The organism is Mesorhizobium sp. SARCC-RB16n (assembly GCF_008520305.1).
In the GTDB taxonomy this organism is placed as follows: Bacteria; Pseudomonadota; Alphaproteobacteria; order Rhizobiales; family Rhizobiaceae; genus Mesorhizobium.
Map to the genome: position 1 here is coordinate 361,791 of NZ_ML703263.1, position 24,807 is coordinate 386,597.

The 24,807-nt window shown below is 62.9% G+C and carries 28 protein-coding genes; 12 read left to right on the forward strand and 16 right to left on the reverse strand.

Annotated elements, in window-relative coordinates; all coding sequences use genetic code 11:
* The first annotated feature begins 15 nt into the window (after window positions 1–15).
* The 4 genes from C7I87_RS10330 (at window position 16) to moaB (ending at window position 2,615) form a co-directional block, all read left to right on the forward strand.
* Window positions 16–879 (forward strand): S49 family peptidase, encoded by an 864-nt coding sequence (locus C7I87_RS10330; protein ID WP_149904213.1) that lies wholly within the window; start codon window positions 16–18, stop codon window positions 877–879.
* Window positions 880–962: 83 nt separating this feature from the next.
* Window positions 963–1,145 carry a hypothetical protein gene (locus C7I87_RS10335; protein ID WP_149904092.1) on the forward strand — a complete coding sequence of 61 codons (183 nt, stop codon included), beginning with the start codon at window positions 963–965 and terminating at the stop codon, window positions 1,143–1,145.
* A 26-nt stretch (window positions 1,146–1,171) separates the two neighbouring features.
* Window positions 1,172–2,059, forward strand: a complete 888-nt coding sequence (locus C7I87_RS10340; RefSeq protein ID WP_373424663.1) for a 4-(cytidine 5'-diphospho)-2-C-methyl-D-erythritol kinase — start codon at window positions 1,172–1,174, stop codon at window positions 2,057–2,059.
* Between the two features lies 1 nt (window position 2,060).
* Window positions 2,061–2,615: a molybdenum cofactor biosynthesis protein B gene (gene moaB, locus C7I87_RS10345; RefSeq protein WP_149904094.1), complete on the forward strand. Its 555-nt coding sequence runs from the start codon at window positions 2,061–2,063 to the stop codon at window positions 2,613–2,615.
* Between the two features lie 88 nt (window positions 2,616–2,703).
* Here moaB and C7I87_RS10350 read toward each other — a convergent pair whose 3' ends face one another.
* Entirely contained in the window at window positions 2,704–3,228 is a 525-nt protein-coding gene (locus C7I87_RS10350) for a glycosyltransferase (RefSeq protein WP_149904214.1), read from the reverse strand.
* A 150-nt stretch (window positions 3,229–3,378) separates the two neighbouring features.
* Between C7I87_RS10350 and C7I87_RS10355 the strand changes: the two genes are divergently transcribed.
* Together C7I87_RS10355 and C7I87_RS10360 are read left to right on the forward strand one after the other, a co-directional pair.
* Window positions 3,379–4,533 carry a PA0069 family radical SAM protein gene (locus C7I87_RS10355; RefSeq protein ID WP_149904215.1) on the forward strand — a complete coding sequence of 385 codons (1,155 nt, stop codon included), beginning with the start codon at window positions 3,379–3,381 and terminating at the stop codon, window positions 4,531–4,533.
* A gap of 151 nt (window positions 4,534–4,684) precedes the next feature.
* Complete coding sequence (locus C7I87_RS10360) at window positions 4,685–5,380, forward strand: ribonuclease HII (RefSeq protein ID WP_149904095.1); 696 nt, start codon at window positions 4,685–4,687, stop codon at window positions 5,378–5,380.
* Window positions 5,381–5,507: 127 nt separating this feature from the next.
* On the opposite strand, the gene C7I87_RS10365 is transcribed toward C7I87_RS10360, so the two are convergent.
* The 7 genes from C7I87_RS10365 to C7I87_RS10395 form a co-directional block, all read right to left on the reverse strand.
* Entirely contained in the window at window positions 5,508–5,999 is a 492-nt protein-coding gene (locus tag C7I87_RS10365; RefSeq protein ID WP_149904096.1) for a F0F1 ATP synthase subunit B, read from the reverse strand.
* Between the two features lie 10 nt (window positions 6,000–6,009).
* Entirely contained in the window at window positions 6,010–6,591 is a 582-nt protein-coding gene (locus C7I87_RS10370) for a F0F1 ATP synthase subunit B (RefSeq protein WP_149904097.1), read from the reverse strand.
* A gap of 62 nt (window positions 6,592–6,653) precedes the next feature.
* Window positions 6,654–6,878, reverse strand: a complete 225-nt coding sequence (locus C7I87_RS10375; protein ID WP_010914827.1) for a F0F1 ATP synthase subunit C — start codon at window positions 6,876–6,878, stop codon at window positions 6,654–6,656.
* Between the two features lie 63 nt (window positions 6,879–6,941).
* Window positions 6,942–7,700: a F0F1 ATP synthase subunit A gene (locus C7I87_RS10380; RefSeq protein WP_149904098.1), complete on the reverse strand. Its 759-nt coding sequence runs from the start codon at window positions 7,698–7,700 to the stop codon at window positions 6,942–6,944.
* Window positions 7,701–7,769: 69 nt separating this feature from the next.
* Complete coding sequence (locus C7I87_RS10385; protein ID WP_149904099.1) at window positions 7,770–8,159, reverse strand: AtpZ/AtpI family protein; 390 nt, start codon at window positions 8,157–8,159, stop codon at window positions 7,770–7,772.
* 257 nt (window positions 8,160–8,416) lie between these two features.
* Window positions 8,417–9,598, reverse strand: a complete 1,182-nt coding sequence (locus C7I87_RS10390) for a cell wall hydrolase (RefSeq protein ID WP_149904100.1) — start codon at window positions 9,596–9,598, stop codon at window positions 8,417–8,419.
* Between the two features lie 144 nt (window positions 9,599–9,742).
* Complete coding sequence (locus tag C7I87_RS10395; RefSeq protein WP_149904101.1) at window positions 9,743–11,029, reverse strand: MFS transporter; 1,287 nt, start codon at window positions 11,027–11,029, stop codon at window positions 9,743–9,745.
* Between the two features lie 116 nt (window positions 11,030–11,145).
* On the opposite strand from C7I87_RS10395, the gene C7I87_RS10400 reads away from it, so the two are divergent.
* Window positions 11,146–12,066 carry a LysR substrate-binding domain-containing protein gene (locus tag C7I87_RS10400; RefSeq protein ID WP_149904102.1) on the forward strand — a complete coding sequence of 307 codons (921 nt, stop codon included), beginning with the start codon at window positions 11,146–11,148 and terminating at the stop codon, window positions 12,064–12,066.
* Window positions 12,067–12,083: 17 nt separating this feature from the next.
* Here the strand turns inward: C7I87_RS10400 and der are convergent, their stop codons facing one another.
* The gene (gene der / locus C7I87_RS10405; RefSeq protein ID WP_149904103.1) at window positions 12,084–13,514 is read right to left on the reverse strand and encodes a ribosome biogenesis GTPase Der; all 1,431 of its coding nucleotides are present in this window, start codon (window positions 13,512–13,514) and stop codon (window positions 12,084–12,086) included.
* Window positions 13,511–14,176 carry a tetratricopeptide repeat protein gene (locus tag C7I87_RS10410; RefSeq protein WP_149904104.1) on the reverse strand — a complete coding sequence of 222 codons (666 nt, stop codon included), beginning with the start codon at window positions 14,174–14,176 and terminating at the stop codon, window positions 13,511–13,513. Before C7I87_RS10410 ends, der begins: the two co-directional genes overlap by 4 nt.
* Window positions 14,177–14,368: 192 nt before the next feature.
* On the opposite strand from C7I87_RS10410, the gene C7I87_RS10415 reads away from it, so the two are divergent.
* Window positions 14,369–15,376, forward strand: coding sequence for a polysaccharide deacetylase family protein (locus C7I87_RS10415; protein ID WP_149904105.1), 1,008 nt, complete (start codon window positions 14,369–14,371; stop codon window positions 15,374–15,376).
* Window positions 15,377–15,402: 26 nt separating this feature from the next.
* Here the strand turns inward: C7I87_RS10415 and sbmA are convergent, their stop codons facing one another.
* The gene (gene sbmA, locus C7I87_RS10420; RefSeq protein ID WP_149904106.1) at window positions 15,403–16,665 is read right to left on the reverse strand and encodes a peptide antibiotic transporter SbmA; all 1,263 of its coding nucleotides are present in this window, start codon (window positions 16,663–16,665) and stop codon (window positions 15,403–15,405) included.
* Between the two features lie 114 nt (window positions 16,666–16,779).
* Window positions 16,780–17,940 (reverse strand): YbfB/YjiJ family MFS transporter, encoded by a 1,161-nt coding sequence (locus C7I87_RS10425; protein WP_149904107.1) that lies wholly within the window; start codon window positions 17,938–17,940, stop codon window positions 16,780–16,782.
* Window positions 17,941–18,328: 388 nt separating this feature from the next.
* Here C7I87_RS10425 and C7I87_RS10435 point away from each other — a divergent pair, with 388 nt between their 5' ends.
* Genes C7I87_RS10435 through C7I87_RS10445 form a run of 3 tightly spaced genes read left to right on the forward strand, consistent with a single transcriptional unit; the run spans window position 18,329 to window position 20,951 of the window.
* On the forward strand, window positions 18,329–19,318 hold the full coding sequence (locus C7I87_RS10435) for a LysR substrate-binding domain-containing protein (RefSeq protein WP_149904108.1): 990 nt from the start codon (window positions 18,329–18,331) through the stop codon (window positions 19,316–19,318).
* Window positions 19,315–20,580, forward strand: a complete 1,266-nt coding sequence (locus tag C7I87_RS10440) for an aminopeptidase (protein ID WP_149904109.1) — start codon at window positions 19,315–19,317, stop codon at window positions 20,578–20,580. Before C7I87_RS10435 ends, C7I87_RS10440 begins: the two co-directional genes overlap by 4 nt.
* Window positions 20,581–20,594: 14 nt before the next feature.
* Window positions 20,595–20,951 (forward strand): DUF488 domain-containing protein, encoded by a 357-nt coding sequence (locus C7I87_RS10445; protein WP_149904110.1) that lies wholly within the window; start codon window positions 20,595–20,597, stop codon window positions 20,949–20,951.
* Here C7I87_RS10445 and C7I87_RS10450 read toward each other — a convergent pair whose 3' ends face one another.
* Together C7I87_RS10450 and C7I87_RS10455 are read right to left on the reverse strand one after the other, a co-directional pair.
* Entirely contained in the window at window positions 20,952–21,305 is a 354-nt protein-coding gene (locus C7I87_RS10450; protein ID WP_149904111.1) for an ArsC family reductase, read from the reverse strand.
* Between the two features lie 117 nt (window positions 21,306–21,422).
* On the reverse strand, window positions 21,423–21,776 hold the full coding sequence (locus C7I87_RS10455) for a nuclear transport factor 2 family protein (protein WP_149904112.1): 354 nt from the start codon (window positions 21,774–21,776) through the stop codon (window positions 21,423–21,425).
* A gap of 166 nt (window positions 21,777–21,942) precedes the next feature.
* Between C7I87_RS10455 and C7I87_RS10460 the strand changes: the two genes are divergently transcribed.
* A complete protein-coding gene (locus C7I87_RS10460) occupies window positions 21,943–22,647 on the forward strand; it encodes an SOS response-associated peptidase (RefSeq protein ID WP_149904113.1) in 705 nt (234 codons plus the stop codon).
* A gap of 471 nt (window positions 22,648–23,118) precedes the next feature.
* Here C7I87_RS10460 and C7I87_RS10470 read toward each other — a convergent pair whose 3' ends face one another.
* Window positions 23,119–24,204, reverse strand: a complete 1,086-nt coding sequence (locus C7I87_RS10470) for an ABC transporter ATP-binding protein (protein WP_149904115.1) — start codon at window positions 24,202–24,204, stop codon at window positions 23,119–23,121.
* Window positions 24,194–24,802 carry a cupin domain-containing protein gene (locus C7I87_RS10475; RefSeq protein WP_149904116.1) on the reverse strand — a complete coding sequence of 203 codons (609 nt, stop codon included), beginning with the start codon at window positions 24,800–24,802 and terminating at the stop codon, window positions 24,194–24,196. Before C7I87_RS10475 ends, C7I87_RS10470 begins: the two co-directional genes overlap by 11 nt.
* Window positions 24,803–24,807: the final 5 nt, after the last annotated feature.

Below are 24,807 nucleotides of genomic sequence, written 5' to 3' on the forward strand. Positions count from 1 at the left end.
GGAGACCACGTCATCGTGAAACGTCTTTTCAACCGTCTGCTGCCGAAGTCCTGGCGCTCCACCGTCGTCACCATTCCGGTTATCCGGCTGCACGGCACCATCATGGCCGGCGGCGGCCAGTTTCGGCCGAGCCTGTCGCTTGCCTCCACCGCCGGACTGATTGAAAAGGCGTTTTCCTTCGACGCGCCTGCGGTGGCGATGTCGATCAATTCGCCGGGCGGCTCCCCGGTGCAGTCGCGGCTGATCTTCAAGCGCATCCGCGATCTTGCGGTCGAGAAGAATAAAAAGGTTCTTGTCTTCGTCGAGGATGTCGCCGCCTCGGGCGGCTACATGATCGCGGTCGCCGGCGACGAGATCTTCGCCGATCCCTCCTCCATCGTAGGTTCGATCGGCGTGGTGTCGGCCTCGTTCGGCTTCCCCGAACTGATGAAGAAGATCGGCATCGAGCGCCGTGTCCACACCGCCGGCCAGAACAAAGCGGTGCTCGATCCGTTCAAGCCCGAGAAGAAGGAAGACGTCGAACGGCTGAAGGTGCTGCAGCTCGAAGTGCACGAGACTTTCATCGATCTGGTCAAGGAGCGGCGCGGCACGAAGCTGGCGGACGATCCGGACCTGTTCACCGGGCTGTTCTGGACCGGCAAGCGAGGCCTGGAGCTCGGGCTTGTCGATGCGCTTGGTGATATACGCACGGTGCTGAAGACCCGCTTCGGGCCGAAGACCCAGCTCAAGCTGGTGGCGGCGCCGCGCGGTTTGTTCGGCCGCTTCGGCCTGTTCGGCTCGAGCAAGGGCTTTTCGGCGCCCGATATCGCCGCCGCGGCCGCCAGCGGCGTCATCGATGCGGCGGAAGAGCGCGCATTGTGGGCGCGCTTCGGGCTTTGAAAAAGCCATGAAAGCGTCTAGCATGGTTGCCCGAAAGACCCGACCGGCCGCCCTTACCGGCCCAGCGTGGTAGGAGTTTTGACATGCCGCTCATTTTCTTCGCCGTCGTCGGCGTTGCCGCCTATTTCGGCTACCGCACCTTTGTCCGGGAGGCCGAGCGCGTGACGGCCAAGGTGCGGCGCACCGAGAAACAGGCGGCCAACGGCGCGATGGGAACGCTGGTCAAGGATCCCAACACCGGCGAATACCGGCTGGCCAAGGACTGACCCTCATTTCACTCGCAATCGAGACTGTGGGATCCGGTCCGCGTGTCCGGACATGGGCAGCACCCGCCAAGATAAACCTTGCCTTGCACGTCACCGGCAGGCGCTCCGACGGCTACCATTTCATCGAAAGCCTGGCTGTGTTCACGCGCTTTGGCGACAGGATCGAGATCGCGCCGGCCGACGCCGACGATTTCAGTGTCTCCGGCCGCTACGCGCCGGACGTTCCGCTCGATGGCGGCAATCTGGTGCTGAAGGCACGCGATGCGCTACGGCATGCCGCCGGTATTCGGAGCACGCCGCCCGTGACGATCAGGCTCGAAAAGAACCTTCCGGTCGCGTCCGGCATGGGCGGAGGGTCTAGCGACGCGGCGGCCGTGCTGCGCGGGCTGGCAGACAGCTGGGGCCTGGATATCGATAGCGCCGAGCTGGCTCGGATCGGCCTTTCACTCGGCGCCGATGTGCCGATGTGCCTGGCGGCGAAGCCACTGGTGGCGCGCGGCATCGGCGAGGAGCTGTCGATGGTGCCGGATTTTTCGGCGCTGGGTCTGGTGCTGGTCAATCCGGGCACGCCGGTCTTGTCGGCGGAAATCTTCGCTTCACTGTCCCGCCGCGACAATGAGCCGTTGCCGCCGCTGCCGCGCAGCATCGAGTTTCACAGCCTGCGCAACTGGCTGGAGGTGACCCGCAACGATCTCGAACCGGCGGCCCTTGCGATGCGGCCCGCCATAGGCAGGGCGCTGTCGTGGCTTGATAAGGCCGGATCGGGTTTTTCACGAATGTCCGGATCTGGCGCGACATGCTTCGGTCTGTTCGAGACGGGCAATGTCGCCAAGCGCGCGGCTGCCGAGATCCGCAGCCGCCAGCCCGACTGGTTCGTCGCGGCAACGCGCAGCATGGCATCGGAGGCTGAGTGAGATGGCCAGGATTGACGAGAGCCGTGCCTTCATTCCAGTGCGCATCGCGGTGCTGACGGTTTCCGACACACGCAGCCTCGCCGACGACAAATCCGGCCAGACGCTGGCCGATCGCATCACCGCGGCCGGTCACATCCTGGCCGGCCGCGATATCGTCTCCGACGATCGCGAAAAAATCCGCGACACCGTTCTGGCGTGGTCGCGGGACAAGGCCGTCGACGTCGTGATCACCACCGGCGGAACCGGGTTTACCGGCCGCGATGTGACGCCCGAGGCGCTGGAGCCGATCTTCGAAAAGCGCATGGACGGCTTTTCGGAAGTGTTCCACCGCATCTCCTACGACAAGATCGGCACCTCGACGATCCAGAGCCGGGCGACCGGTGGCGTCGTCAACGCCACCTTCGTCTTCGTGCTGCCGGGCTCGCCCGGCGCCTGCAAGGACGCCTGGGACGGCATCATCGAGGCACAGCTCGACTACCGGCACATGCCCTGCAACTTCGTCGAGATCATGCCACGCCTGGACGAACATTTGCGGCGCGGGAAGTCGGCTCCGTAAGCCTGGGCAAAGTGCCGGCTTAAGCTGCGTTTGCCAGACACTGCGTCAGTTGTTGTGCCATGCACAACAAAACAGAGCAGTGGCAAAATCACCTCGGAGAGCGGTGCTGCTGCCTCGGTGGCGCCACCCAGATCTCGGCGTCGAGCTTCTTTGTCGCCAAGCCGCGCGCCAACGCCTCGGCGCTGCCAGCGTTCCTGGACAGAGATGCCGCCTGCCGCTTGCTGATCACCAGTCCGTCGGCGAGAGCGCGGTTTGCGGAGAAGACCCGGGCCAGGAAAGGCGGACGGCTGCCCCGCGCCCGGGAGAATCGAGCGGCCATGGCCTGCCTGGCCGTATGAGCGACGACCGGGTCGATCCAGCCCTCTACCAGCCTCGCACCCGGTTCGAGAAACAGCAGCCAGTCGCCCTTGGCCTGGCGGATGCCGGCGGCGACACCGCTCGTTACATACTGGCAGCCGGCATGCTCGGCGATGCGATGCGTCTGGTCGGTGGAGCCGGTGTCGCAGACGACGACCTCACGCACCACGCCCTCGACCGCGCCGCCAATCAGCGTCGCCAGCGTGCGGGCAAGGCCCTCCTCGTCATTATGCGTTTCGATGAGAACACTGAGCATCATTAGCCGAATAGCGGAAAGCATTGACCGACGCCAGTTTTTGCAGCGCACTATAGAAAGTTCTTGCTTTGTTCTCGTCAACAAAATAGGAATAATTTCATGAGCAGAGCGATTCGACACAACATGGACAGCCCCTGGGAGCGGGCGAAGATGGAACCGATCATGCGCGCCGACATTGCAGCCTTCGGAGCAGGACGAGCCGAAATGGCCAACGCGATGATCGAGCAGAGTGGCATGCGGGTCAGTCCGGACCGCAACCGTGGCCGGTCGGCAGGCATCAATCCGTCCGGCCGGTTCGAACCTGTCAGCCGGCATGTCTTCGATGACGGCTGGAGTTCGCTGGAGGAACTGCCCCCGTTCAAGACCGAGGTGCAGGTGGAGAAGCCGCGCACCATCATCACTCGCAACGAATCGCCCGACATCTCCTTCGACCGGTCGATCAATCCCTATCGCGGCTGTGAGCACGGTTGCGTCTATTGCTTCGCACGGCCGACGCACTCGTTCATGGGGCTGTCTCCGGGCCTGGATTTCGAATCCAAGCTGTTCGCAAAGCCGGACGCGGCACGCCTGCTCGACAAGGAATTGTCGAAGGACGGCTATCAGCCGCGTACCATCGCCATCGGCACCAACACCGATCCCTACCAGCCGATCGAGAAGCAGTACCGGATCATGCGCGAAATCCTCGAAGTGCTGGAGGCGCGCGGCCATCCGGTCGGCATCGTCACCAAATCGGCCCTGGTGGTGCGCGACATCGACATCCTGTCGCGCATGGCCGAGCGCGGGCTCGCCAAGGTGGCGTTGTCGGTGACGACGCTCGACCGCATGCTGGCGAGAACGATGGAACCCCGCGCCTCGACGCCGACCAAGCGGCTGGAGGCGATCAGGCAGCTTTCAGATGCCGGTATCCCGGCTTCGGTGATGGTGGCGCCAATCGTTCCGGGTCTGACCGACCAAGAGATGGAGCGCATCCTCGACTCGGCACACCATGCCGGTGCGCGCGAGGCCGGCTATGTGGTGCTGCGCCTGCCGCTGGAGGTCAGCCCAATCTTCAAAGACTGGCTGCTGCGCCACTATCCCGACCGCTATCGCCACGTCATGTCGCTGATCCGTTCGATGCGCGACGGCAAGGACTACGATTCGGAATGGGGCAAGCGCATGAAGGGCGCCGGACCCTATGCATGGCAGATCGGCCGGCGCTTCGAGATCACCGCCAAGCGGCTCGGCCTCAATGCCGAACGGCGCACGCTGCGGACCGACCAATTCGTCGCCGCGGGTAAGGATCAGGAGCAGTTGATGCTGCTCTGAAACTGAAATCCCCACGGCTGTTGATTGCCGCCGTGGCAAAGAATCCCGTCCGGCCTGCCCCGGCCTGCAGACGGTGCCCTCCCGGTCCGGCGCCCCACCCGACCCGGAGGGACTTGCGGAGAATCGGAGCCGATGCGAACCTCGCCGCAACATGGCTCGCGCGCGTTCTGATTCTCCGCTTCTCTTCGAAATCGTCGAGAAACCAGATTTCTCCTTCGAGACGAAGGCGATGGCCGATGGGTTGTGGCCGGTCGCGGGGATGGACGAAGCCGGGCGCGGCCCGCTGGCGGGTCCGGTGGTCGCCGCGGCAGTGGTTCTCGATCCCGCCAACATTCCCGAAGGGCTCGACGATTCCAAGCGGCTTAGCCACCTGCAGCGCGAAGCGCTGTTCCTGCGCATTCTTGGCTCCGCGCAAGCGGTCTCCATGGCCTCGATCAGCGCCGAGGGCATAGACGGCAGCAACATCCTCAAGGCGAGCCTCGAAGCGATGCGCCGGGCTCTGGCCGGGCTGTCGGTTCGGCCGAAGCTCGCGCTAGCCGACGGGCGCGACGTGCCGCCGGGACTCCCCTGCGAGGGGCGCGCGCTGATCAAGGGCGACCAGCGCTCGCAGTCGATCGCCGCCGCCTCGATCGTGGCCAAGGTCATGCGCGACCGCATGATGTGCGGCTGCGGCAGCCACCATGACCGCTACGGCTTCGAGGTTCACATGGGCTATGCCACGGTCCGCCATCGCACGGCGATCGAGGCACATGGGCCGGTGGCGCGGCTGCACCGCGTCTCTTTCGCGCCGTTTCGGCTGGGTGGTGTCGAGGTGGTTGAGGAAGAGAGCTTGGCCGGGCTGGATTAAGGCGAAAGCGGCGCCGACTACAGCCGATCTCCCTCTTCGTGGGGGAGATTGGCAGCGTTGACACAGCGCACAACAAAAAAGCCGCCAAGTTTCCCGGGCGGCTTTTGATCTACTTGATGCCGTCAGCTCAGTTCAACTTGGCCTTCACATCCTGCAGCGCGGACTTGAACAGGTCGGCTCCGGCCTTGGCGTCAACCTTGGCGGCAAGTAGCGCGCGTGCTGCCTCGACGGCGATGTCGACGGCGCTGGCGCGCACTTCGCTGATGGCGTCGCGCTCAGCCTGGCCGATCTTCTGCTCTGCAAGCGCGGTGCGCCGGGCGACGTAGTCCTCGGTCTTCTTATGCGCGTCGGCAGCGAGTGTTTCAGCTTCGCGCTTGGCGGCCGCGACAATGTCGGCAGCTTCCTGCTCGGCTTCCTTGCGCTTCTTTTTGTACAAGCCGAGCAGTTGCTGGGCCTCGTCGCGCAACTTGCGTGCCTCGTCGAGTTCGCTGCTGATCCGGGCGGCGCGCGCGTCGAGCGCCTTGGCGAGCATACCAGGCACCTTGATATAGATGGCGACGCCCAGGAAGATGATCAGGGCTATCGTGGCCCAGAGCGTTGCGAGAGATGTAGCGTCCATGATGCGCTCCTCACCGGGCCACGGATTTGACCGCGGCCGCGATCTCGGCCTTGCCGGCCTTGTCGCCAACCAGTGCCTCGACGATCGCCGAAGCGGTGTCCTCGGCGATGCTGCCGACTTCCTTCATGGCGTTGGCCTTGATGGAAGAAATGCGCGCCTCGGCCTCGCCAAGCTTCTCGTCAAGCGCTGCCTCGATCTTCTTGCGTGCGGTGTCGGCTTCAGCCTTGGCCGCATCGGCAGCCTGCTGGCCGATCGAGTTGGCGTTCTTCTTGGCTTCCGCCAGTTCCTGCTCGTAAGCGGCAACAGCGGCGTCTGCCTCGCTCTTCAACTTGGCTGCCTGGTCGAGATCCTGGCTGATGCGATCGTTGCGGACATCGATGATGCCGCCGAGGCGCGGCATCGCCACCCGCTTCAGGAACAGGTAGAAAAGCCCGAAAGTGATCGCCAGCCACAGAAGCTGCGACGGAAACGTCGCCGGATCGAATGGCGGGAACGTGCCGTGCGCTTCGGCAGGCACGCCGGTGCCGGAGTGCGTGTCGCCTTCCGTCGCGGCGGGCGCGGTCTCTTGCGCAAAGGCAGATGTCACAAACATCTCATTCCCCTGTCCATAAGGTAAGGTCGCACTATGCGCCCCCCTTCGTCAGCCCGTAGTTCTTACTTGAACACCAGGAGAAGCGCGATCAGGAGCGAGAAGATGCCCAGGGCTTCCGTCACGGCGAAGCCGAAGATCAGACGGCCGAACTGGCCATCGGCAGCCGACGGATTGCGCAGCGCGCCCGAGAGATAGCTGCCGAAGATGTTGCCGAGGCCAATGCCCGCGCCACCCATGCCCAGGCAAGCGATGCCGGCGCCGATTGCAGCTGCTGCATTTACTTCCATGTCAAACTCCTTGTGGTTCCGTTGTCGTTGCAGTTGGTAGTTGGCGTCATGCGCCGGTGAAATTTAGTGACTGGGGTGCAGGGCGTCGTTGAGGTACATGCAGGTCAACACCGCAAAGACGTAGGCTTGCAGGAAGGCGACGAGCAGCTCCAGCGCCGTCAGCGCAACCGCCATGGCCAGCGGCAGCACCGAGCCCGCAATGCCGATGGCGCCGAAAGCGCTTAGGCTGACGACAAAGCCCGAGAACACCTTCAGTGTGATGTGGCCGGCCAACATGTTGGCGAACAGACGAACCGAGAGGCTGACCGGGCGCGAAACGAAGGAAATCACCTCGATCGCCACGACGAGCGGCATCAGGTAAATCGGTACGCCTTGCGGCACGAACAGCTTGAGGAAGCCCAGACCATGCTTCATGAAGCCGTAGGCGATCACGGTTCCGATTACCAGAATGGCAAGGCCGAAGGTGACGATGATATGGCTGGTGACGGTGAAGAAATAGGGGATCAGGCCGAGCAGATTGGCAACCAGCACGAACATGAACAGCGAAAACACGAGCGGGAAGAACTTCATGCCCTGCGTGCCGGCGGCGTCGCGCAACATGTTGCCGACGAACTCGTAAGCCATTTCGGAGACCGACTGCAGCCGACCGGGAACAAGGCTGCGGCTCGACGTGGTGAGATAGAGGAAAGCTGCCGCGACCAACACGGTCAGGACCATGAACAATGCCGAATTCGTGAAGGACAGATCATAGCTGCCGATCTTGATCGGAATCAGCTTGATGATATGGAACTGGTGGATCGGATCGACCTTGTCAGCAGCCACTTTACATCCCCGTCAAAGCCGCACGCGGCTCTCGTGTCCTGTTCATCGCGCCTGTGACGGCGCCTCAATTCATTCTTTCGGATCGCGCGGTTTGCGCTGTCCGAATTCCGCCACGACACCTGCCGAACGCAGGACATTGAGCACGGCGGCACCAAATCCCAGCATAACACCGACGATCAGACCCCATGGCGATGTTCCCGCCACGTGATCCAAAAACCAGCCAAGGCCCACACCCACCACTATCCCGGCGATGAATTCGCTGGACAGCTTGAGCGCCTGACCATATCCGGCCCTCGCTTTAGCGTCGTCTTTCCCCTCAAGCCGGCTCGGCATCCTTGTCGCAAGCGATGCTTCAAGTTCACGCCGACGGCGCTCAAGATCGTCGTCGCGGATGTCGGTTTCATGCTGCTTGCCGCGGCCGGTTTCTCCGGTTCCGTCTGGCCTGTTTTTATTGGCCATCGCAACCCCCCTGCCCGGTCAGACCGTCACCGTCCGTCCGCTTCTAAAGTCGCCGGCAACATAGTTAGAGGGTTTGCGCCCGTCAAGCCACGGGCGGAAGTTCATTGTCATGTATTTTAGACAATGAAATCAAACGATTAGCAAGGTGCGACATCGTGCCCGCCGTGATGATGGGGATGCATCGCGCGAATCCCCCCGGCAATGGCTCGCTGATCGACCGCCCGACCTCCTGAAAAGTCCGGCGACCGGCGGCTCGCTCAACTCCAGCCGCCACCATAAGTCCGGTAGAAAATATGCAGGCCGATCTTGGTCATCTTCTGCATCGTGCGCGCCCAGCCGGGATGGACATAGTTGGCATAGTAATGGGTCGACGACCCGACCTCCGGAATGAAGATCTTGCCGGCGGTGACGGCCATGCCGATGTCCTGCGCGGTCTTGTAGGCGACAGGATTGTCGATGCGCTTCTTCCTGCCGTCGCAAGCGAATGAAAACTGACAGCGGTTGAACCAGCTGTCGTTCTGATAGACGACGCCGCAGATCGAATTGGGATAAGCGGGATTGCGGACCCGGTTGAGGATCACCTGGGCAACGGCGGCCTGGCCGCGCACGGTTTCGCCTCGTGCCTCGAAATAGATGCCGTTGGCCAGGCATTTCTGCTCCGGCTTGGAGAAGACGCTGGCCGGAAGCGGATTCTGGATCCAGGCGTGGTCGCCCTTGGCCATCGGCGGAATGAAGCGGCCGCTGTTGGGCTGCTCGTCCTGAAGCAGGGCTTCAAAGGGTGAGGCCTTGGCGTAGTCCGGCGCGGATTGCGCATAGGCGGTCGCCAGCACATCGGGATGGTCGTTGTTGACCAGGGCCGCAAGCATCGCCGGCACGCCGGGATCCGGCTTCTTGTCCTCACGCGCATGGAAGGCCGCGGCGATCTGGATTTCCTTGCCTTTGATCCGAGGCTTGGCAAAGGCCATCTTCAGCTCGCTGTCCATGCTCGGCCGCGTCAGCGAGGAGGTCCGCTGGAAGATCGAGCCGGCATTGAAGTTCTTCGGCGGTGCCACCGGAGAGACCTGGACGATGCGGCCCTTCTTGTCGGCGCGTACGACGCGATCCTCGTCGGGCGACCCGCTGACCTTGCCCCCCTTGCCACGGAACGAGACGGAGCCGATACCGGGAAGGCGAACGCCGGAACCCGAGATCGAGCCGGTGACGTCGGAATCGACGAACGGCATCTCGGCCGCATGGACCGAACCGGCAACGGATTTCTCGACATAGGAGTTCCAGCGCGCGGTCGGCGCTTCGAGGCCGGACACAAGGCTTGTCATGTCCTGGTAGGCGGCGACGGTCGGAAAGCCGATCCAGATGCCGAGACCGATGATGAACGGAGACACAAGGCTGCGTTTCTCACCGGCGGCGGCCATCAGCCGCTTCAACACACGTCGATGCACGGAACTCTCTCCAGGAACGCAACTGACCCCACTGGAGAGCAAAATGATGCATTAACCTTGATGGGACGTTAACGGGGTCGGTCGGGTTTTCTCAGTCGGCTCAAGGTCGTGGTTTCGAAGTCGGGCGATTTTGCGGCGGGAGGCTCAGGCGCGTTTCAGGAAGATCGGCCAGGCGACCAGGGCGCAGGCCGCGGCCGACAGCCAGACGCCGGGCCATGACCAGAGGTGCAGCAGCCCTGGAATGGCCACGGGAACCAGGAAGAAGCCGACGAAGACAAAGCTGTTGGCAAGGCTGAGTGCCGTGCCGACATGGCCGGCACCGGCCAGCGTGGCAAGCTCGGTATAGGCAACGCCGTGCCAGGCGGAGACCGAGATGCCGGCGGCGACAAGAACCAGGGGCAGCACAGCGATCAGGAAGGATTGGCTGCCAGGCATTGCGGGAATGGCCAGAACTAGCAGCCAAAGCATCATGAAGGCCAGCGCGCTCAGCGCACAGCACAAGCGCAGGAACTGACGGCGGTTGCCATGTCGGTCGGTATAGCGGCCGCTCCAGACGCGCATGACCATGGCGCCGACCTGTACGGCGGCAAGGCTCCCGCTGGTCGCCGTTGTGCCAAGTCCGGCGAAGTCGTGCAGGAACACCGACGCGAAAGTGAGGACCGCCACTTGTGGAAAGCAGAGCAGACCGATCGCGGTCGAGATGCGCCAGACCTCGACGCTGCGCAATGGCGCCGGTCCACCGGATGAAACGACGTGCCCATCACCCGCCGCCGGCGGTTCGTGCAGCCAACGCCAGGCGAACAAGGCGGAGAGAGCGGATGCCGCCGCCAGAAGCCCGAACACCGCGGTGAAGCCGAAAGCCTGGGCAAGCGACGGCAGGACGAGCGCACCGAGGCCGCCGCCAAGCGGCACCGCCGTCTGCCTGATGCTCATGGCAAAACCGCGCTCATTCTCCCTGAACCAGGCCATGATGGCGCGGCCGCTCGAGCCGTTGACACTGCCGCCGAGCAGTCCCGTGACGAGCAGGCTTGCCGCCAGCAGCATGACATCGGGAATGGCTGACCCTCTCGGCACGACAAGCATCGCCATCGCAAGCAGCCACGCCGCCGTCGCGCCAAGCCCGATCAGAAGCACGCGTCGATCCCCCCAGCGGTCGGTGAGCAGACCCCATGGCAATTCGCTGAGGGCAACCCCCAGCCCGAGCAAGCCAAGCGCCAGGCCAAGTTCGGCATTGCTCAAATGATAGCTCTGGCGAAGCACGACCGCCGTTGTCGGTATGCCCGAGAATGTCGCCGAGAAACCGGCATTCGCGGCAACCCCGACGCCCAGGACCTTCCAGCGGTGGTTGGGGCCGAAGGTCCGGCCAGCCGCGGTGGTGGCGGTGCCTCGCCCGCATGGCTGGCAATCATTGCGAGTGACGGTGGCAGACATGATTCCATTCCCGTGACGCCGGTCGAGCGGCCTTGACGGGGCGGATGTAGCGCCATAGCTTCATCCATAAAATCAGGAAGTTTTTGAGCGATGATCCCGGAAATAAGGACGATCCCATGCGACGCGTCACATTCGATCTCGACGTGCTGAGGACTTTCGTCACCGGCATGGAGCTGGGAAGTTTCGCCAGGGCAGCCGAGCGGCTTGGCCGCTCGACCTCCGCCGTCAGTGCACAGCTGAAGAAACTGCAGGAGCAAGCCGATACGCCGATCTTCCGCAAGGCGGGGCGCGGCCTGTCCCTGACCGAAGCCGGCGAGACGATGCTCGGCTATGCGCGGCGCCTGATCGAGCTCAATGACGAGGCGGCCTTCGCCATCCGCGACGTCGAACTGGAGGGCTGGGTGCGGCTCGGCCTGCAGGAGGATTTCGGCGAGGCCGTGTTGCCCGAAGTGCTCGGGCGCTTCGCCCGCGCCCACCCCAAGGTTCGGATCGAAGCACGGATCGGGCGCAGCCACGAATTGGCCGAGCGTGTCCTTTCCGGCAATCTCGACATCGCGCTCGCCTGGCATGATGGCACGACGCCGCCATACAGCCGGCATGTCGCCGACGTGCAGGCGCGCTGGATCGGCCCGGCAAAACCGATCGAGGCAGGCCCCCACACTGACGAGGCACTGCAACTGGTGGTGTTCGAGGCGCCTTGCCTGCTGCGCACCGTGGCGACCGAGACGCTGGATCGTGCAGGGCGGCCCTGGCGCATGGCGTTTTCCAGCCCCAGCCTTGGCGGCATATGGGCGGCGGTGGCGGCAGGCCTCGGACTGACGATCCGCACCGATATCGGCCTGCCCGCAAATGTCAGGGCGCTCGCACCCGGAGTGCTCGGACTGCCGCCGCTGCCGAAGATGGCGCTGCACCTGCATCAGAAGGATGCCGAGCTCGATCCCGTCGCGGCACGGCTGGCCGACATCCTGCTGCGATCGGCGTTCGAGGCGTTGCCTGAAGGCGCCGAGACGAAAGAGAACCTACTGAAAGTCGCTTAAGGGTTGCCGCCCGAGCCTCAGCGCTTCTTCGCCCGACCGGCAAAGGGGTTATCGGACGTCCTCAACGCGATGCGGATCGGCACGCCCGGCATGTCGAAGGCTTCGCGCAGGCTGTTCGAGAGATAGCGGACGTAGCTTTGCGGCATCGCATCCGGCCGCGAACACTGGACCACGAAACCCGGCGGCCGCGTCTTGGCTTGGGTGACGTACTTGACCTTCAGCCGCCGCCCCGCCACGGCGGGCGGCGGATGATGCGTCAGTATGGCTTCGAGCCAGCGGTTGAGCTTGCCGGTCGAAACACGGCTGTTCCAGACCTTGTGCGTCTTCAGCACCGCATCCATCAGCTTGTCGAGGCCACGTCCGGTCTCGGCCGAGACCGGCACGGCCTGGATGCCGCGCGCCTGCGGCAAGAGCCGCTCGGTCTTCTCGCGCAGTTCGGCCAACAGCTCCTGCGGGTTATCGATCAGGTCCCATTTGTTGAAGGCGATCACCGGCGCCCGGCCCTCGCGGATGATCAGGTCGGCAATCTGCAGATCCTGCTTCTCGAAGGGAATGGTGGCGTCGAGCACGATGATGACGATCTCGGCGAAGCGGATGGCGCGCAAGCCATCCTGCACCGACATCACTTCCAGCTTCTCGTGAATCCTGGCCTTGCGGCGCATGCCGGCCGTGTCGAACAGTTTTATCCGGCGGCCGCGCCAGTCCCAGTCGACGGAAATGGAATCGCGGGTGATGCCGGCTTCCGGTCCGGTCAGCAGCCGTTCCTCGCCGATCAGGGCGTTGATCAGCGTCGATTTGCCGGCATTCGGCCGTCCGACGACGGCAATGCGCATCGGCTTGGTGTCGTCATAGGCCGGCTCGGCATCGGGATCGGCTATGTCCTCGCCGATCAGCACTTCGCCGGCGGCGGCTTCTTCGTCTTCGCCGTCTTGGTCTTCACCGAAAGCGCGCGCCTCGCCAAGCGCTTCGATCACGGCGTCGCGCAGGTCGGGCATGCCCTGGCCGTGCTCGGCCGAAACCGGGATCGGCTCGCCAAGCCCGAGCTCCCATGCTTCCAGCATGCCACCTTGCGCACCGCGCGCCTCGGCCTTGTTGGCGACCAGCACCACAGGCTTGCCGGATTTGCGCACGATCTCGGCAAAGGTCCTGTCATCGGGCAGCAGGCCGGACTTGGCGTCGACCGTGAAGAAGATCAAATCCGCCTCGCGGATGGCGATTTCGGTCTGCGCGCGCATGCGGCCCGGCAAGGTCGAAGCGCCGGCATCCTCAAAGCCCGCGGTGTCGATGACATCGAAATGCAGATCGTAAAGCTTGGCGGCATGGACGCGGCGGTCACGGGTGACGCCCGGCGTGTCGTCGACAAGCGCCAGCTTCCTTCCCACCAGCCGATTGAAAAGAGTCGATTTGCCGACGTTAGGTCTGCCGATGATGGCGACTTTGAAGGTCACGATGCACTGCCCGACCCGCGGATCAGTTCGGACATCAAGGTCGCCCGCTCGCGCGCGTTGCGCGGGGCGCCGTCATCGGAGGCGATCTGGTCGAACAGTTTCAGCGCGTCCTGAGTCTTGCCTTCCTTCCAGGCCGCAAGCCCGAGCGCCTCGCGCGCGCTGTGGCGCAACGGATTGGTGTCCGACGTGAGCGCCTCGACGCGGCTCGACACATCGGCGAAGGAGCCGTGATCGACGAGCAGGAGCGCCGCCCTCAGCCGCGCCATGTCGCGCAGGCCCTGGGGAATGGCGGTATCGGCGGCGACATCGTCGAAATCCTTGACGGCGGCATCGACGTCGCCCTTGTTGGCCTTGACGGTCGCGGCGCGCATGCGGGCGAGCAGCGGATAGGCGCCGTAGCCATCCTTTTCGAGTTGATCGAGCGCGGCCAGCGCGTCATCGCTCTTGCCATCATTGGCAAGCTTTAGCGCCTGCGAGAAGGCATCGCCGGAGCGGTTGGCGCGCGTCTCGTCCCAATAGCGATAGCCGACGACGGCGGCGGTGCCGAGCACCACGAGGACGGCAACCACAAGCAAGGCCGGGCCGAAACGGTCCCACAGCTTCTGCGCCTGTTCGCGACGCATCTCGTCATTGACTTCACGGATAAAACTGTCGTCGGACATCAATCAAACCATTCCTGCCCCGGGCCGGGGCGGTTCTTGAGCCCGCGTTTTAGCGAAATTTTGTCGGCATGGAAGGGGTTCGAGCGGAAAATCGGCTGTTCCCGGGCCAAACCAACGAAAACACCAATCGCACCGGCGCCACATTTGCGCGATAGCCGGCTTGCCGACCACCCGGAGCCCATGAATTTGCCGATGCCTTGTTTGTCCCGCGTTGTTGCGTTCTCGCTTGCCTCGCTCGCCACCGCCGGCGCGGCCCTGGCCGATCCGCCCGCGCCACCAGCACCGGCAAGGCCGAAGCAGGTCGTCATCATCTCCTTCGACAGCGCGCGCGACGTCTCGCAGTGGAAGCGCAGCAGGGCGCTGGCCCAGCGCACCGGCGCGCATTTCACTTATTTCCTGTCATGCGTCTTCCTGCTGTCGCCCGAGACACGCGGCCAATACACCGCGCCTGGCAAGAGCGCGGGCAAATCCAACATCGGCTTTGCCGCCTCCAGACAGGAAGTGGCCGAGCGGCTGGAACAGATCGGCCTCGCCGCCCATGAGGGCCACGACATCGCCAGCCACGCCTGCGGCCATTTCGACGGCAAGGACTGGACCAAGGCCGACTGGCTGCAAGAGTTCGCCTCCTTCGACCACATTCTCGAGAATGCCTATGCAATCAACGGCATCGCGCCCGAACCCGAGGGCTGGCGTGATTTCGCGCGGCATGCGGTGGTGGGATTCCGGGCGCCGTATCTGTCGACAAGCAAGGCGCTCTACGAGGCACTGCCGGCGGCCGGCTATCAGTTCGACGCCAGCGGCGTTTCAAAGGGCCCTGCCCTGCCGCCGACCATCGGCGGCATCACCCGCTTTTCCTTGCCGCAAATCCCGGAAGGGCCGACCTCGCGGCCGGTGATCGCCATGGACTACAATCTCTATATCAGGCATTCCGGCGGCTTCGAGCGGCCGAGCGAGGCCGGCGAGTTCGCCGACCGGACCTATCAGGCGTTTCGCGCTGCCTTCGACGCACAATATCAGGGCAAGCGCATTCCGCTGGAACTCGGCTTCCACTTCACGCTGATGAATGACGGCGCCTACTGGAACGCGCTGGAACGCTTTGCCGGCGAGGTCTGCGTCAAATCAGATGTCGAATGCATCAGTTTTCGCGACTATGTTTCGCGGCGGGGTGGCGGCCAGAAGCAGGCGACAGTTGGCGGTTGAACCGCCAACCACTGATCCCTCTTCTGTTAAGCAGGGTCGGACTGCTGAGCGTGACGTTCAATAAAGCGGCGATCTATGCTGGGAAGCGGCTCGCCATCCAAAGTCGCTTCAAAAGCGCGCAAGCGTTTATATATGGACGTCAGCACGACGATCTCGCTCCAAGAATTGACGAGGTATTGGAACGAAGAACGGACCTGATCAAATGAGTTAAGGATTTGATTAAGCGCTCCAAGCTTAATTTTCCCCGCCACCATCGTAGGAACAAGGACGATATACGGAAATATATTGTCGATCTGCAGATAAAATATTCTGGCGATGTTAAAGTATACATAGTTGAAATATAGCCTAAAATAATTCTTTCGAACGCTAGCGAATAGCTCCCTGACAGTCTGCGGCTGTGCACGATTTGCATCGTCCTCACCATAAACAAGTTCCTTGCGGTAAGCGGCCTCGACACGCTGATTCCGAAACTCGAGCCCTGGCAACTTAATGCCAACCAGCCAAAGGAAAGTAGTGCCGAAAATCGACCACAGTATCGCAACCACTACAAGTGAGTGCGGCACCTCACCCACAAGAGGGAGTTCCGTGACAACCGCAGAAAATCGCATCAGAAGCGGCAGGAATGCGATCAATGTCATGATCGAACTTACCAGACTAACTCCCAGACCCTCCATCATGTTGGAAAACCGCATCGTGTCATCCTGGACGCGTTGCGATGCACCTTCGATATGGCGCAGCCTGCTCCAATTGGCCATGTAGTAATCATTCATTGCGGTGCGCCAGCGGAAGATCCAATGACTAACGAAGAATCTATTGAGGACCCCCACCGTAACTGCCAAAAGCGCTATCCACGTAATCGTGAGAAGCTGCGAGTAGAAATCCCATGGAGTCGTAGAAAATGGGGTACCGAGCGCCTTTTGGATCAAATCATAGAACGGGCCATACCAATCGTTGAAAGCGACGCTTACCTGAACCTGATAATAAATCACAAAAAGAATTAGAGACGACCCAAGAATGGACCAATTCTGCCACGGGTGGGGCCGGTACCAGGCCCAAAATCCGTAGAAAACGATAACCACCAAGGAAAAATACACATAAAACCAAAGAAACGGCTTCGACCAGAAAACCGACACGCCCACGATCTTCGCGACATCAGGAGCATTGGGTGGCAACCCAAAAAAAGCGCCGATCTGTTCGCCACCAAAGAACCAGAACAGGATCGCCGCAAGGCTCCAGATGGCGGCCGAAGAGAAGAAGAGCTTCGGCTGCGGGAAGAAGGATACGAACACTGTGGCGAATTCCTCGATCTATGCGCAAATCAGGTGGGTTCGGCGGGCATAAGGTCACACATTAGGGGGAAAGAAAATGCCTGCCCGATCTAAGGCGCAGAGCAAGACCACAAATCATGGCGATTTTGGCGCGGCCGACCATGTGACGGCGCCGGAGACGACCAGGACGGCGGCGGCGACGATGGAGGCGAGGAAGAAATCGCCCGACGCCTGGGCCAGAAGCCCGGCCGCGATCGGGCCGATGATCTGGCCAAGACCGAAGGAAGCGGTCATCAAGGCAAAGACGCGCCGCGGTGACTTCGGCGCCTGCTGCCGTGCGGCCTGCAGGCCAAGTGCCGTGATGGCAATGAAGGTGCCGCCGAGCAGCACGCCGCCAAGCAGCGGCCCCGTACGCCCGCCGGCGGCGACGCTCGCGGTAACGCCGACAACTTCGACGAAGCATCCCAAGGCATAGGCGGCATAGAGCCCGATCCGCGCCGCTATCTTCTGCCACAGCCAGACCGAAGGGAAACCGGCAAGGCCGGCAACCATCCAAACCACGGCCTCGAAGACACGGCTGCCGCCGCCTTGCCGGACGATGGCGACGAGGAAGGTCGCCGTCACCACATAGCCGAAACCGAACAGGCCATAGGCGACGATCACCTTCATCAGCGGCCGGTCTTTCGGCAGCGCCGGTTCACGGCGGGCTTCGCCATTGGTGAGCGGACCCTGGTTCGCCAGCAGCGCCACGGCTACGAAGCCGCAAGCCGAAATCGCACCCGACCACAGCCAGCCCTGCGCCCAACCGGCGTGCTCGGTAACCAGCACGGCCATCATCGCCGCCGATATCGCGATGCCGAGGCCGACGCCGCCGAAATGCCATGCCTGCAGGTCGCCGCGCCCGGCCGCCGCGATATAGCTGAAAACGATGCTGGCCATGAACACCATGACGAAGGCGCTGGCCAGGCCGGCCAGAAAACGAATGGCGAGAAAGGCGCCCATGGCGTCGGTCAGCCCCATCAGGGCGGCCAGCACGGCGCTGGCAGCAAGCGCGCCCAGCATCAGCAAACGCTCGCGTCCATGCGCCCAGTTGCCCGCCGCCACCAACGCGCCGACGAGGTAGCCGAGATAGTTGGCCGAGGCGATCCAGCCGGCATCCGCCGGCGACAGATGCAGTTCCTCCATCATGCCGGGCAGGATCGGCGTGTAGACGAAGCGGCCGATGCCCATGGCGACGGCCATGGCGATCATGCCGGCGAAGGCGCAGCGAAGCGCTGTCGATGGGGCCGAGTTCATTGCAGTGCACAATAAATGCGCTGGCGGGTGAAACAATCCGCCTTGTGTTGGCCAGTGCCCGGATCGCGCGCTCAGCAGCGCCGCCGAAACCGGCGTTTAGTGAAACGGTCTCATGCACGGTCCGGCGCGCCGTCAACCGGAACGGCACATCACCGAGTTCGCGCTCCGACATCGCGTCCAGCGCGGGATGCGCGAGCGGATCGGTCAGCCACCTCGGCGTCTCTATGTCGGTGCGGGCGTCATCCGACGAAGTGGTGAACAGGGCTTTCAGCGACGACAGCATGCTCAGCATTTCCGGCTCCGCGGGTCTGGCTCCCATCGATAAAGTCCGCCGTTTCGCCATCTCTTTCAATTGAGATTTCGGCCGGAACGGTTTAGAAAATCTCAAATGGCCATGCTCAACCGCGTTCATCTCAACGGCCTTCGCGCCGTGGAAACCGTCGCCCGTCTCGGCTCGCTCGCGACCGCCGCCAGCGAACTCAATGTTTCCGTCAGCGCCGTCAGCCAGCAGATCAGCCGCACCGAAAAACAGCTCGGCCAGGCACTGTTCGAGCGCACGACAAGCGGTCTCGTGCCGACCGAATTCGGCACCATCTTCGCGGCCCGCCTTGGCGCTGGATTTCGCGAGCTTGCCCAAGCCGTGGCACTGGCCGACGAGGCGACCCAATGCACATTGGTCGTTTCGGCGGCACCTGCCTTTGCCTCCAAATGGCTGCTGCCACGGCTGTCGCGGCACTTCGACCGGCACCCCAACGTGCTGCTGCGTATCGACGCCTCAGTGCGGCTGGCCAATCTCGATCATTCCGACATCGACATTGCCATCCGGCTTGGGGACGGCAAATGGCCGGGGAAGGCGGAACTGCTTCTGGCGCAGGAAGTCTTTCCGGTCTGCGCGCCTGGCATTGCAAGAAAACTGACGTCGATCGGCGACCTTGCGCGGACCTGCGCCATCACCGACGAGCGGGCGATGATCAATTGGGAGAGCTGGTTCGCGGCAGCCGGCGTTCAATCCGTCACCTTCCAGAAAGGCGCGCGCTTCACCGACCCGATGCTGTGCCTGGAATCGGCGATCGCCGGCCATGGCGTGATGCTGGGCTGGCAATTGCTGACCGCCGACGCGCTGGCCGATGGGCGGCTGGTGGCGCCGTTCGGAATCCGCGCCCAGAGCGGGCTCGGCTACTGGCTGGTGACCTCCGCCACCAAGGCCGAAAGCCGCAAGGTTCGGGACTTCAAGGCCTGGATCAAGGAAGAGATCGCGGCGACGATGGCGCAGTTCGGATCGTTGGCCGCGGAGCCCGGCGGCGCGATCGCGGTGGAAAGCACCGCGGCACCGGTCTATGTTCAATCAGATATCCCATTACGACAGGCAGGATCATGACCACACATTCGCGCGGCGTTTCCGCAACGATCGACCCGGTGAAGCTCGACAGGCTGGCGGAAGTCGCCATCAAGGTCGGGCTGCAATTGCAGCCCGGACAGGACCTGGTGCTGACCTCCTCGATCGCGGCGCTGCCGCTGACCAGGCGCATCGTCGAGCATGCCTACAAGGCCGGCGCGGGATTGGTGACGCCGATCTTCAACGATGACGAGATGACGCTGGCGCGCTACCGCTTCGGCGCCGATGCCGGCTTCGACCGCGCCGCCGGCTGGCTCTATGAAGGCATGGCGAAGGCCTTTTCCAACAATGCGGCGAGGCTCGCCGTGCGCGGCGAGGATCCCTCGCTGTTGTCGGCGCAGGATCCGGCGAAGGTGGCGCGCGCCAACAAGGCCAATTCGATGGCTTACCGGCCGGCGCTGGAGAAGATCACCGGATTCGACATCAACTGGAACATCGTCGCCTATCCGGACCTGGCCTGGGCCAGGCAGGTTTTCCCCGGCGATGCCGACGACATGGCGGTGGCGAAGCTCGCCGATGCCATCTTCGCCGCCTCGCGGGTGGATGTGGAGGATCCGATCGGCAACTGGAAGGCGCACAATGCAGCGTTGCGCGGTCGCACCGAATGGCTCAACGGCCATAATTTCCATGCACTGCATTTCACTGGACCAGGCACGGACCTGACAGTCGGGCTGGCGGACGGCCACGAGTGGATGGGCGGCGCCTCGACCGCCAAGAACGGCGTCACCTGCAACCCCAACATCCCGACCGAGGAGGTCTTCACCACGCCGCATGCCAGGCGGGTCGAGGGCCACGTGTCGTCGACCAAGCCGTTGTCCTATCAGGGCACGCTGATCGACGACATCTCGGTGCGCTTCGAGGACGGCAGGATCGTCGAGGCCAAGGCTTCGAAAGGCGAGGACGTGCTGAAGAAAGTGCTCGACACCGACGAAGGCGCGCGTCGGCTGGGCGAAGTGGCGCTGGTGCCGCATTCCTCGCCGATCTCGGCCAGCGGCCTCTTGTTCTTCAACACGCTATTCGATGAAAACGCCGCCTGCCACATCGCACTCGGCCAATGCTATTCGAAATGCTTCGTCGACGGCGCCTCGCTAAGCCAGGACGAAATCGCGGCGCGCGGCGGCAACAAGAGCTTCATCCACATCGACTGGATGATCGGGTCGGACAAGATCGACATTGACGGCGTGAACAAGGATGGCAGCCGCGTGCCGGTCATGCGCAAGGGCGAGTGGGCCCAAGGGCTCTAGCCGGCAGGGGTGTGATGGCCCTCGATATCGCGGTCAAGCGCGTCTACGAAGCACCCGGGAAGGCCGATGGCCAGCGGGTGCTGGTGGATCGGATATGGCCGCGCGGCATCGCCAAGAAGGATGCGGCGCTGACGCTGTGGCTCAAGGAGATCGCGCCAAGCGACGAACTGCGCAAATGGTTCGGGCACGAGCCGGAGCGCTGGGCGGAGTTTCAGAAGCGCTATCGCGGCGAACTGGATGGGAATGAAAAGGCGGTGGCGCAACTGCGCGCCCTCCTCGGCGAGGGCAAGGTGACGCTGCTCTATGGCGCCCATGATGAAGCGCATAACAACGCCGTGGCGCTGGCGGGGTATTTGCGAGCCCACGCGTAACTACTTCCCGCCAACCGCCCCCTCATAAACATCCGGTTTAAACCCGACGAGGATGCTGTCGCCGACTTCCAGCACCGGCCGCTTGATCATCGTCGGCCTGGCCAGCATCAGGGCCTTGGCTTTCTTCTCGTCGAGGCCTTGCTTTTCCGCCTCCGGCAGTTCGCGAAATGTCGTGCTGCCCTTGTTGAGCAGCTTTTCCCAGCCGACCTTGCCGACCCAGCCATTCAACCTGTCTGCCTCGATTCCTTCGGCGCGATAGTCGTGGAAACGATAGGGAACGTCACGGCTCTCCAGCCAGACGCGCGCCTTCTTGATCGTATCGCAGGTGGTGATGCCGTACATGGTGGTCGTCAAAGCGTGGTCCTCTGGCTGACAGTCGAATCCGCCCACAGCCTAAAACCACCCTTCCCGCTTTGCCAGCAAATCGTAGGCGCGAAGTGGGCCGGAAGCCGATCGTTCCGGCCCGGTAGCTCAATAGTAGAAACGCTCTTCAGTGATTTTGCCGTTCTTGACCGTGTACAGGCCAACCTCGTCCATGGCGACACGCTGGCCGGTGGCCTTGGGCGTTATGTCAAAGGTGAAGCGCACCGCGAACTGATCGCCATTGACATAGGGACCCTCGACCGAGCCGCCATGCACTTCGTTGTTCTCTTGCCACCACTGGCTCTTCTCCTTGAGCGCCGCTTTGCCATGACAGACGGCCATTGGCCCCTCCATGGCTTCGTAGCTGGTGATATCATCAGCATTGTACTTCTCGGCAGCGCCTCCGTTGTCACCCTGCTTGAGAAGCTCAGTGAAATCCTTGGCTATTTCCGCTGTAGTCATTTGTGTTCCTCCTGTTCTGACCCATTCCAAGTAGGAAACACCTCGCTGGCCTGCCATCGGCTGACCGGTCGATAGCTGACATGGCGCTGTCAGGATGGATGCCTGCCCATCCTATCGCGGACCGACTTCGGTTGCGGACATAAGCCGATTCCGCAATGCTAGGCGCATGTGCAACCTCTACAACATCACCACGACGCAAGAGGCGGTCCGCCAATGGACACGCACACTGCGCGACGTCATCGGCAATCTCGAGCCTTCAGTGGACATCTATCCCAATCAGCCCGGTCCGGTTGTTCGCAACACGCCGGAGGGGAATCGGGAGCTAGCGAAACTGCTTTGGGGTTTGCCGACACCGCCAGAGCGTATGAAAGGTAAGGCCGATTACGGCACCACGAACGTTCGCAATCCGCAATATTCGCACTGGCAACAGTATGTCGGCATCGAACACAGGTGTGTCGTGCCAGTGACCAGCTTTGCCGAACCCAGCCCTACCTCGAACGACAAGGACCCAGAAACAGGGATCCAGCGAAATTACTGGTTTGCCCGTGACGAAAGCCGATCTTTATTCTTCTTCGCTGGCTTCTGGACCCGCTGGCAGGGCGTGCGAAAAGTCAAGGATGGCCCCGGCGAGTTTGAACTATACGCCTTTATGACAACCAAGCCGAACGCCCTTATCGCGCCGATCCATGAGAAGGCCATGCCTGTGATCCTGACCACACCGGACGAGACGGAGACCTGGCTGACAGCGCCGTGGACGGAAGCCCGGCATTTGCAGCGGACCGCTCCCGACGACGCGTTGGTGATCGTCGAGAAGCCACCCACACAGATCAAGTTCCCGCAGCAGACGCCAGCCCAAGGGTCTCTTTTCTAAGCCAAGGATTACCTCGTCTGCCGCTCCTTCAGTCGTCGTCTCGCCAAATCACTCGGCGAACCATCCGGATCTCGACAAGGCGCCTGATGCGAATTTTCAAACGTTCGGCCGCGCTTGGCAGAATGATGCCCGCGTCAAGCTCGCGGAGTTTGCAGCGCTCGCATCGCATGTGCCGTTCAACGTCCCAGAAGGGGATGTCACCGACCAGCTTCGCCAGATCGCCCGGCAGATAGTGCCGAGTGATGTTACAGTTCCTGCATCGGACACGAATCAGCTGCCCGACTTCGTGAGCCAAGCAAAGGGTTTGCACATTTCGGCGCGGCCGGCCGCTGGGTTCGGGCATCCGCCAAAATAGGAATTCATTCCTTGAGGAGTCAATTCCTACTTAATTCCAATGTTCTTTGTTCCACTGCGTTGACCACATGGAACCGGGTTGCCGTGAGGAATCCGGCCCAAAGCGGCGACCAACAACTACCCAGGTAACATAGGGCAATTGGCGCCACGGCGAAGGCTGATATGCGCCACGTCGCCGGCGCTGAATTGAAGGCCCTCGGCCTGGCGCGGCGCGTCTACGACAACGGGCATGCCTTGCTCCAGTTCCGCGTGAAGCCGCAACGTGCGGCCATGGAAGACGATGCTGTTGACCCGCGCCGGCGCCGTGCCGGGCGTGGCCTCGGCGACCGCCAGCAAATCCTCCGGGCGCACACCTAAGGTGCGCATCTCGCCTTCGCGAGGCCGATCGCCGCTGTCCGGGACAGCTTCCAGCGGCAAGGCGCCAGCGGTGAAACGCAGGCGATCGCCATCGCTGCCGACAAAGCGCGACTGCAGCAGGTTCATGGTGCCGATGAAACTTGCCACGAACTTGGTGGCGGGGCGGTCGTAAAGTGTCGCCGGCGGTGCGGTCTGCTCGATGCGGCCCTTGTTCATGACGACGATGCGGTCGGAGATCGACAGCGCTTCAGTCTGGTCATGCGTGACCATGACGAAGGTAGTGCCGAGCCGCGACTGCAGCCGCTTCAATTCGACCTGCATCTGTTCGCGCAAATGCGCGTCCAGCGCCGACAGCGGCTCGTCGAGCAAGAGCACGCGCGGCTCGCAGACGATGGCGCGCGCAAGCGCGACACGCTGGCGCTGGCCGCCCGACAGTTCGGAGACGCGGGCGCGAAGCTTGTCGGCAAGGCCGACCATGTCGAGGGCCTCGGCGACACGTCTTGCCTGTTCGCCGCCGGCCAGCTTGCGCAGCGACAGGCCGAAGCCGACATTTTCGGCGACGTTCATATGGGGAAACAGCGCATAGTCCTGGAACACGGTGTTGACCGGCCGGTCGAAGGGCCGCAGCGCGGTGATGTCGCGGCCGTCGAGCAGCACCTTGCCGCTTGACGGGCTTTCGAAGCCGGCGATGACGCGCAGGCTGGTGGTCTTGCCGCAGCCCGACGGGCCCAGAAGGGTCAGGAACTCACCACCGACGATATCGAGATCGACGGCATCGAGCCCGACGATGCCGCCCGGAAATATCTTCGACACCGCCTGCAGCCGCACAAGTGGATCAGGCGCCATCGCGAACCTCGGAGGGCTTGGTCGTGTTGACCCAGAGGATCCGGCATTGCTCGCCGCCGGGATTGCGGAAGGCATGCAGAAACGTGCTTTTGAAGGCAAAACTGTCGCCGGTCTTCAGCAAATATTTCGTCGAATCCACCACCAGTTCGACCTCGCCCGAAAGCACGAAGCCGAACTCATGGCCGGCATGCGCATAGGCTTCCGCCGTGCCGCCGCCGGCTTCCACCGTCACCAGCATGCCGGTCAGCGTGGCGCCGGGCGGCGACAGCAGCGCCTTGGCTATGCCTTCCGACTTCACGGGGATCGATCGCCGCTTGTCGGCCCGCACGCAATAGAGATCATTGCCGGCATCGCTGCCATCGGCGATCAGCGCGGACGGCTCGATGTCGAGGGCGGCGGCAAGCGGCCAGATCACCTTGACGCGCAGCGATGACATGCCGCGCTCGATCTGGCTGAGCGCGCCGATCGATATGCCGGTTTTTGCCGCCAGTTCTGCCAGTGACAGGCGGCGCTCGAGCCGCAGCGCCCGCACGCGCCGGCCGACCCGCACATCGGCGTCGTCTTTTGGTTTTTCGGCGGCCTCGTCAAGAACATCCATGCGTT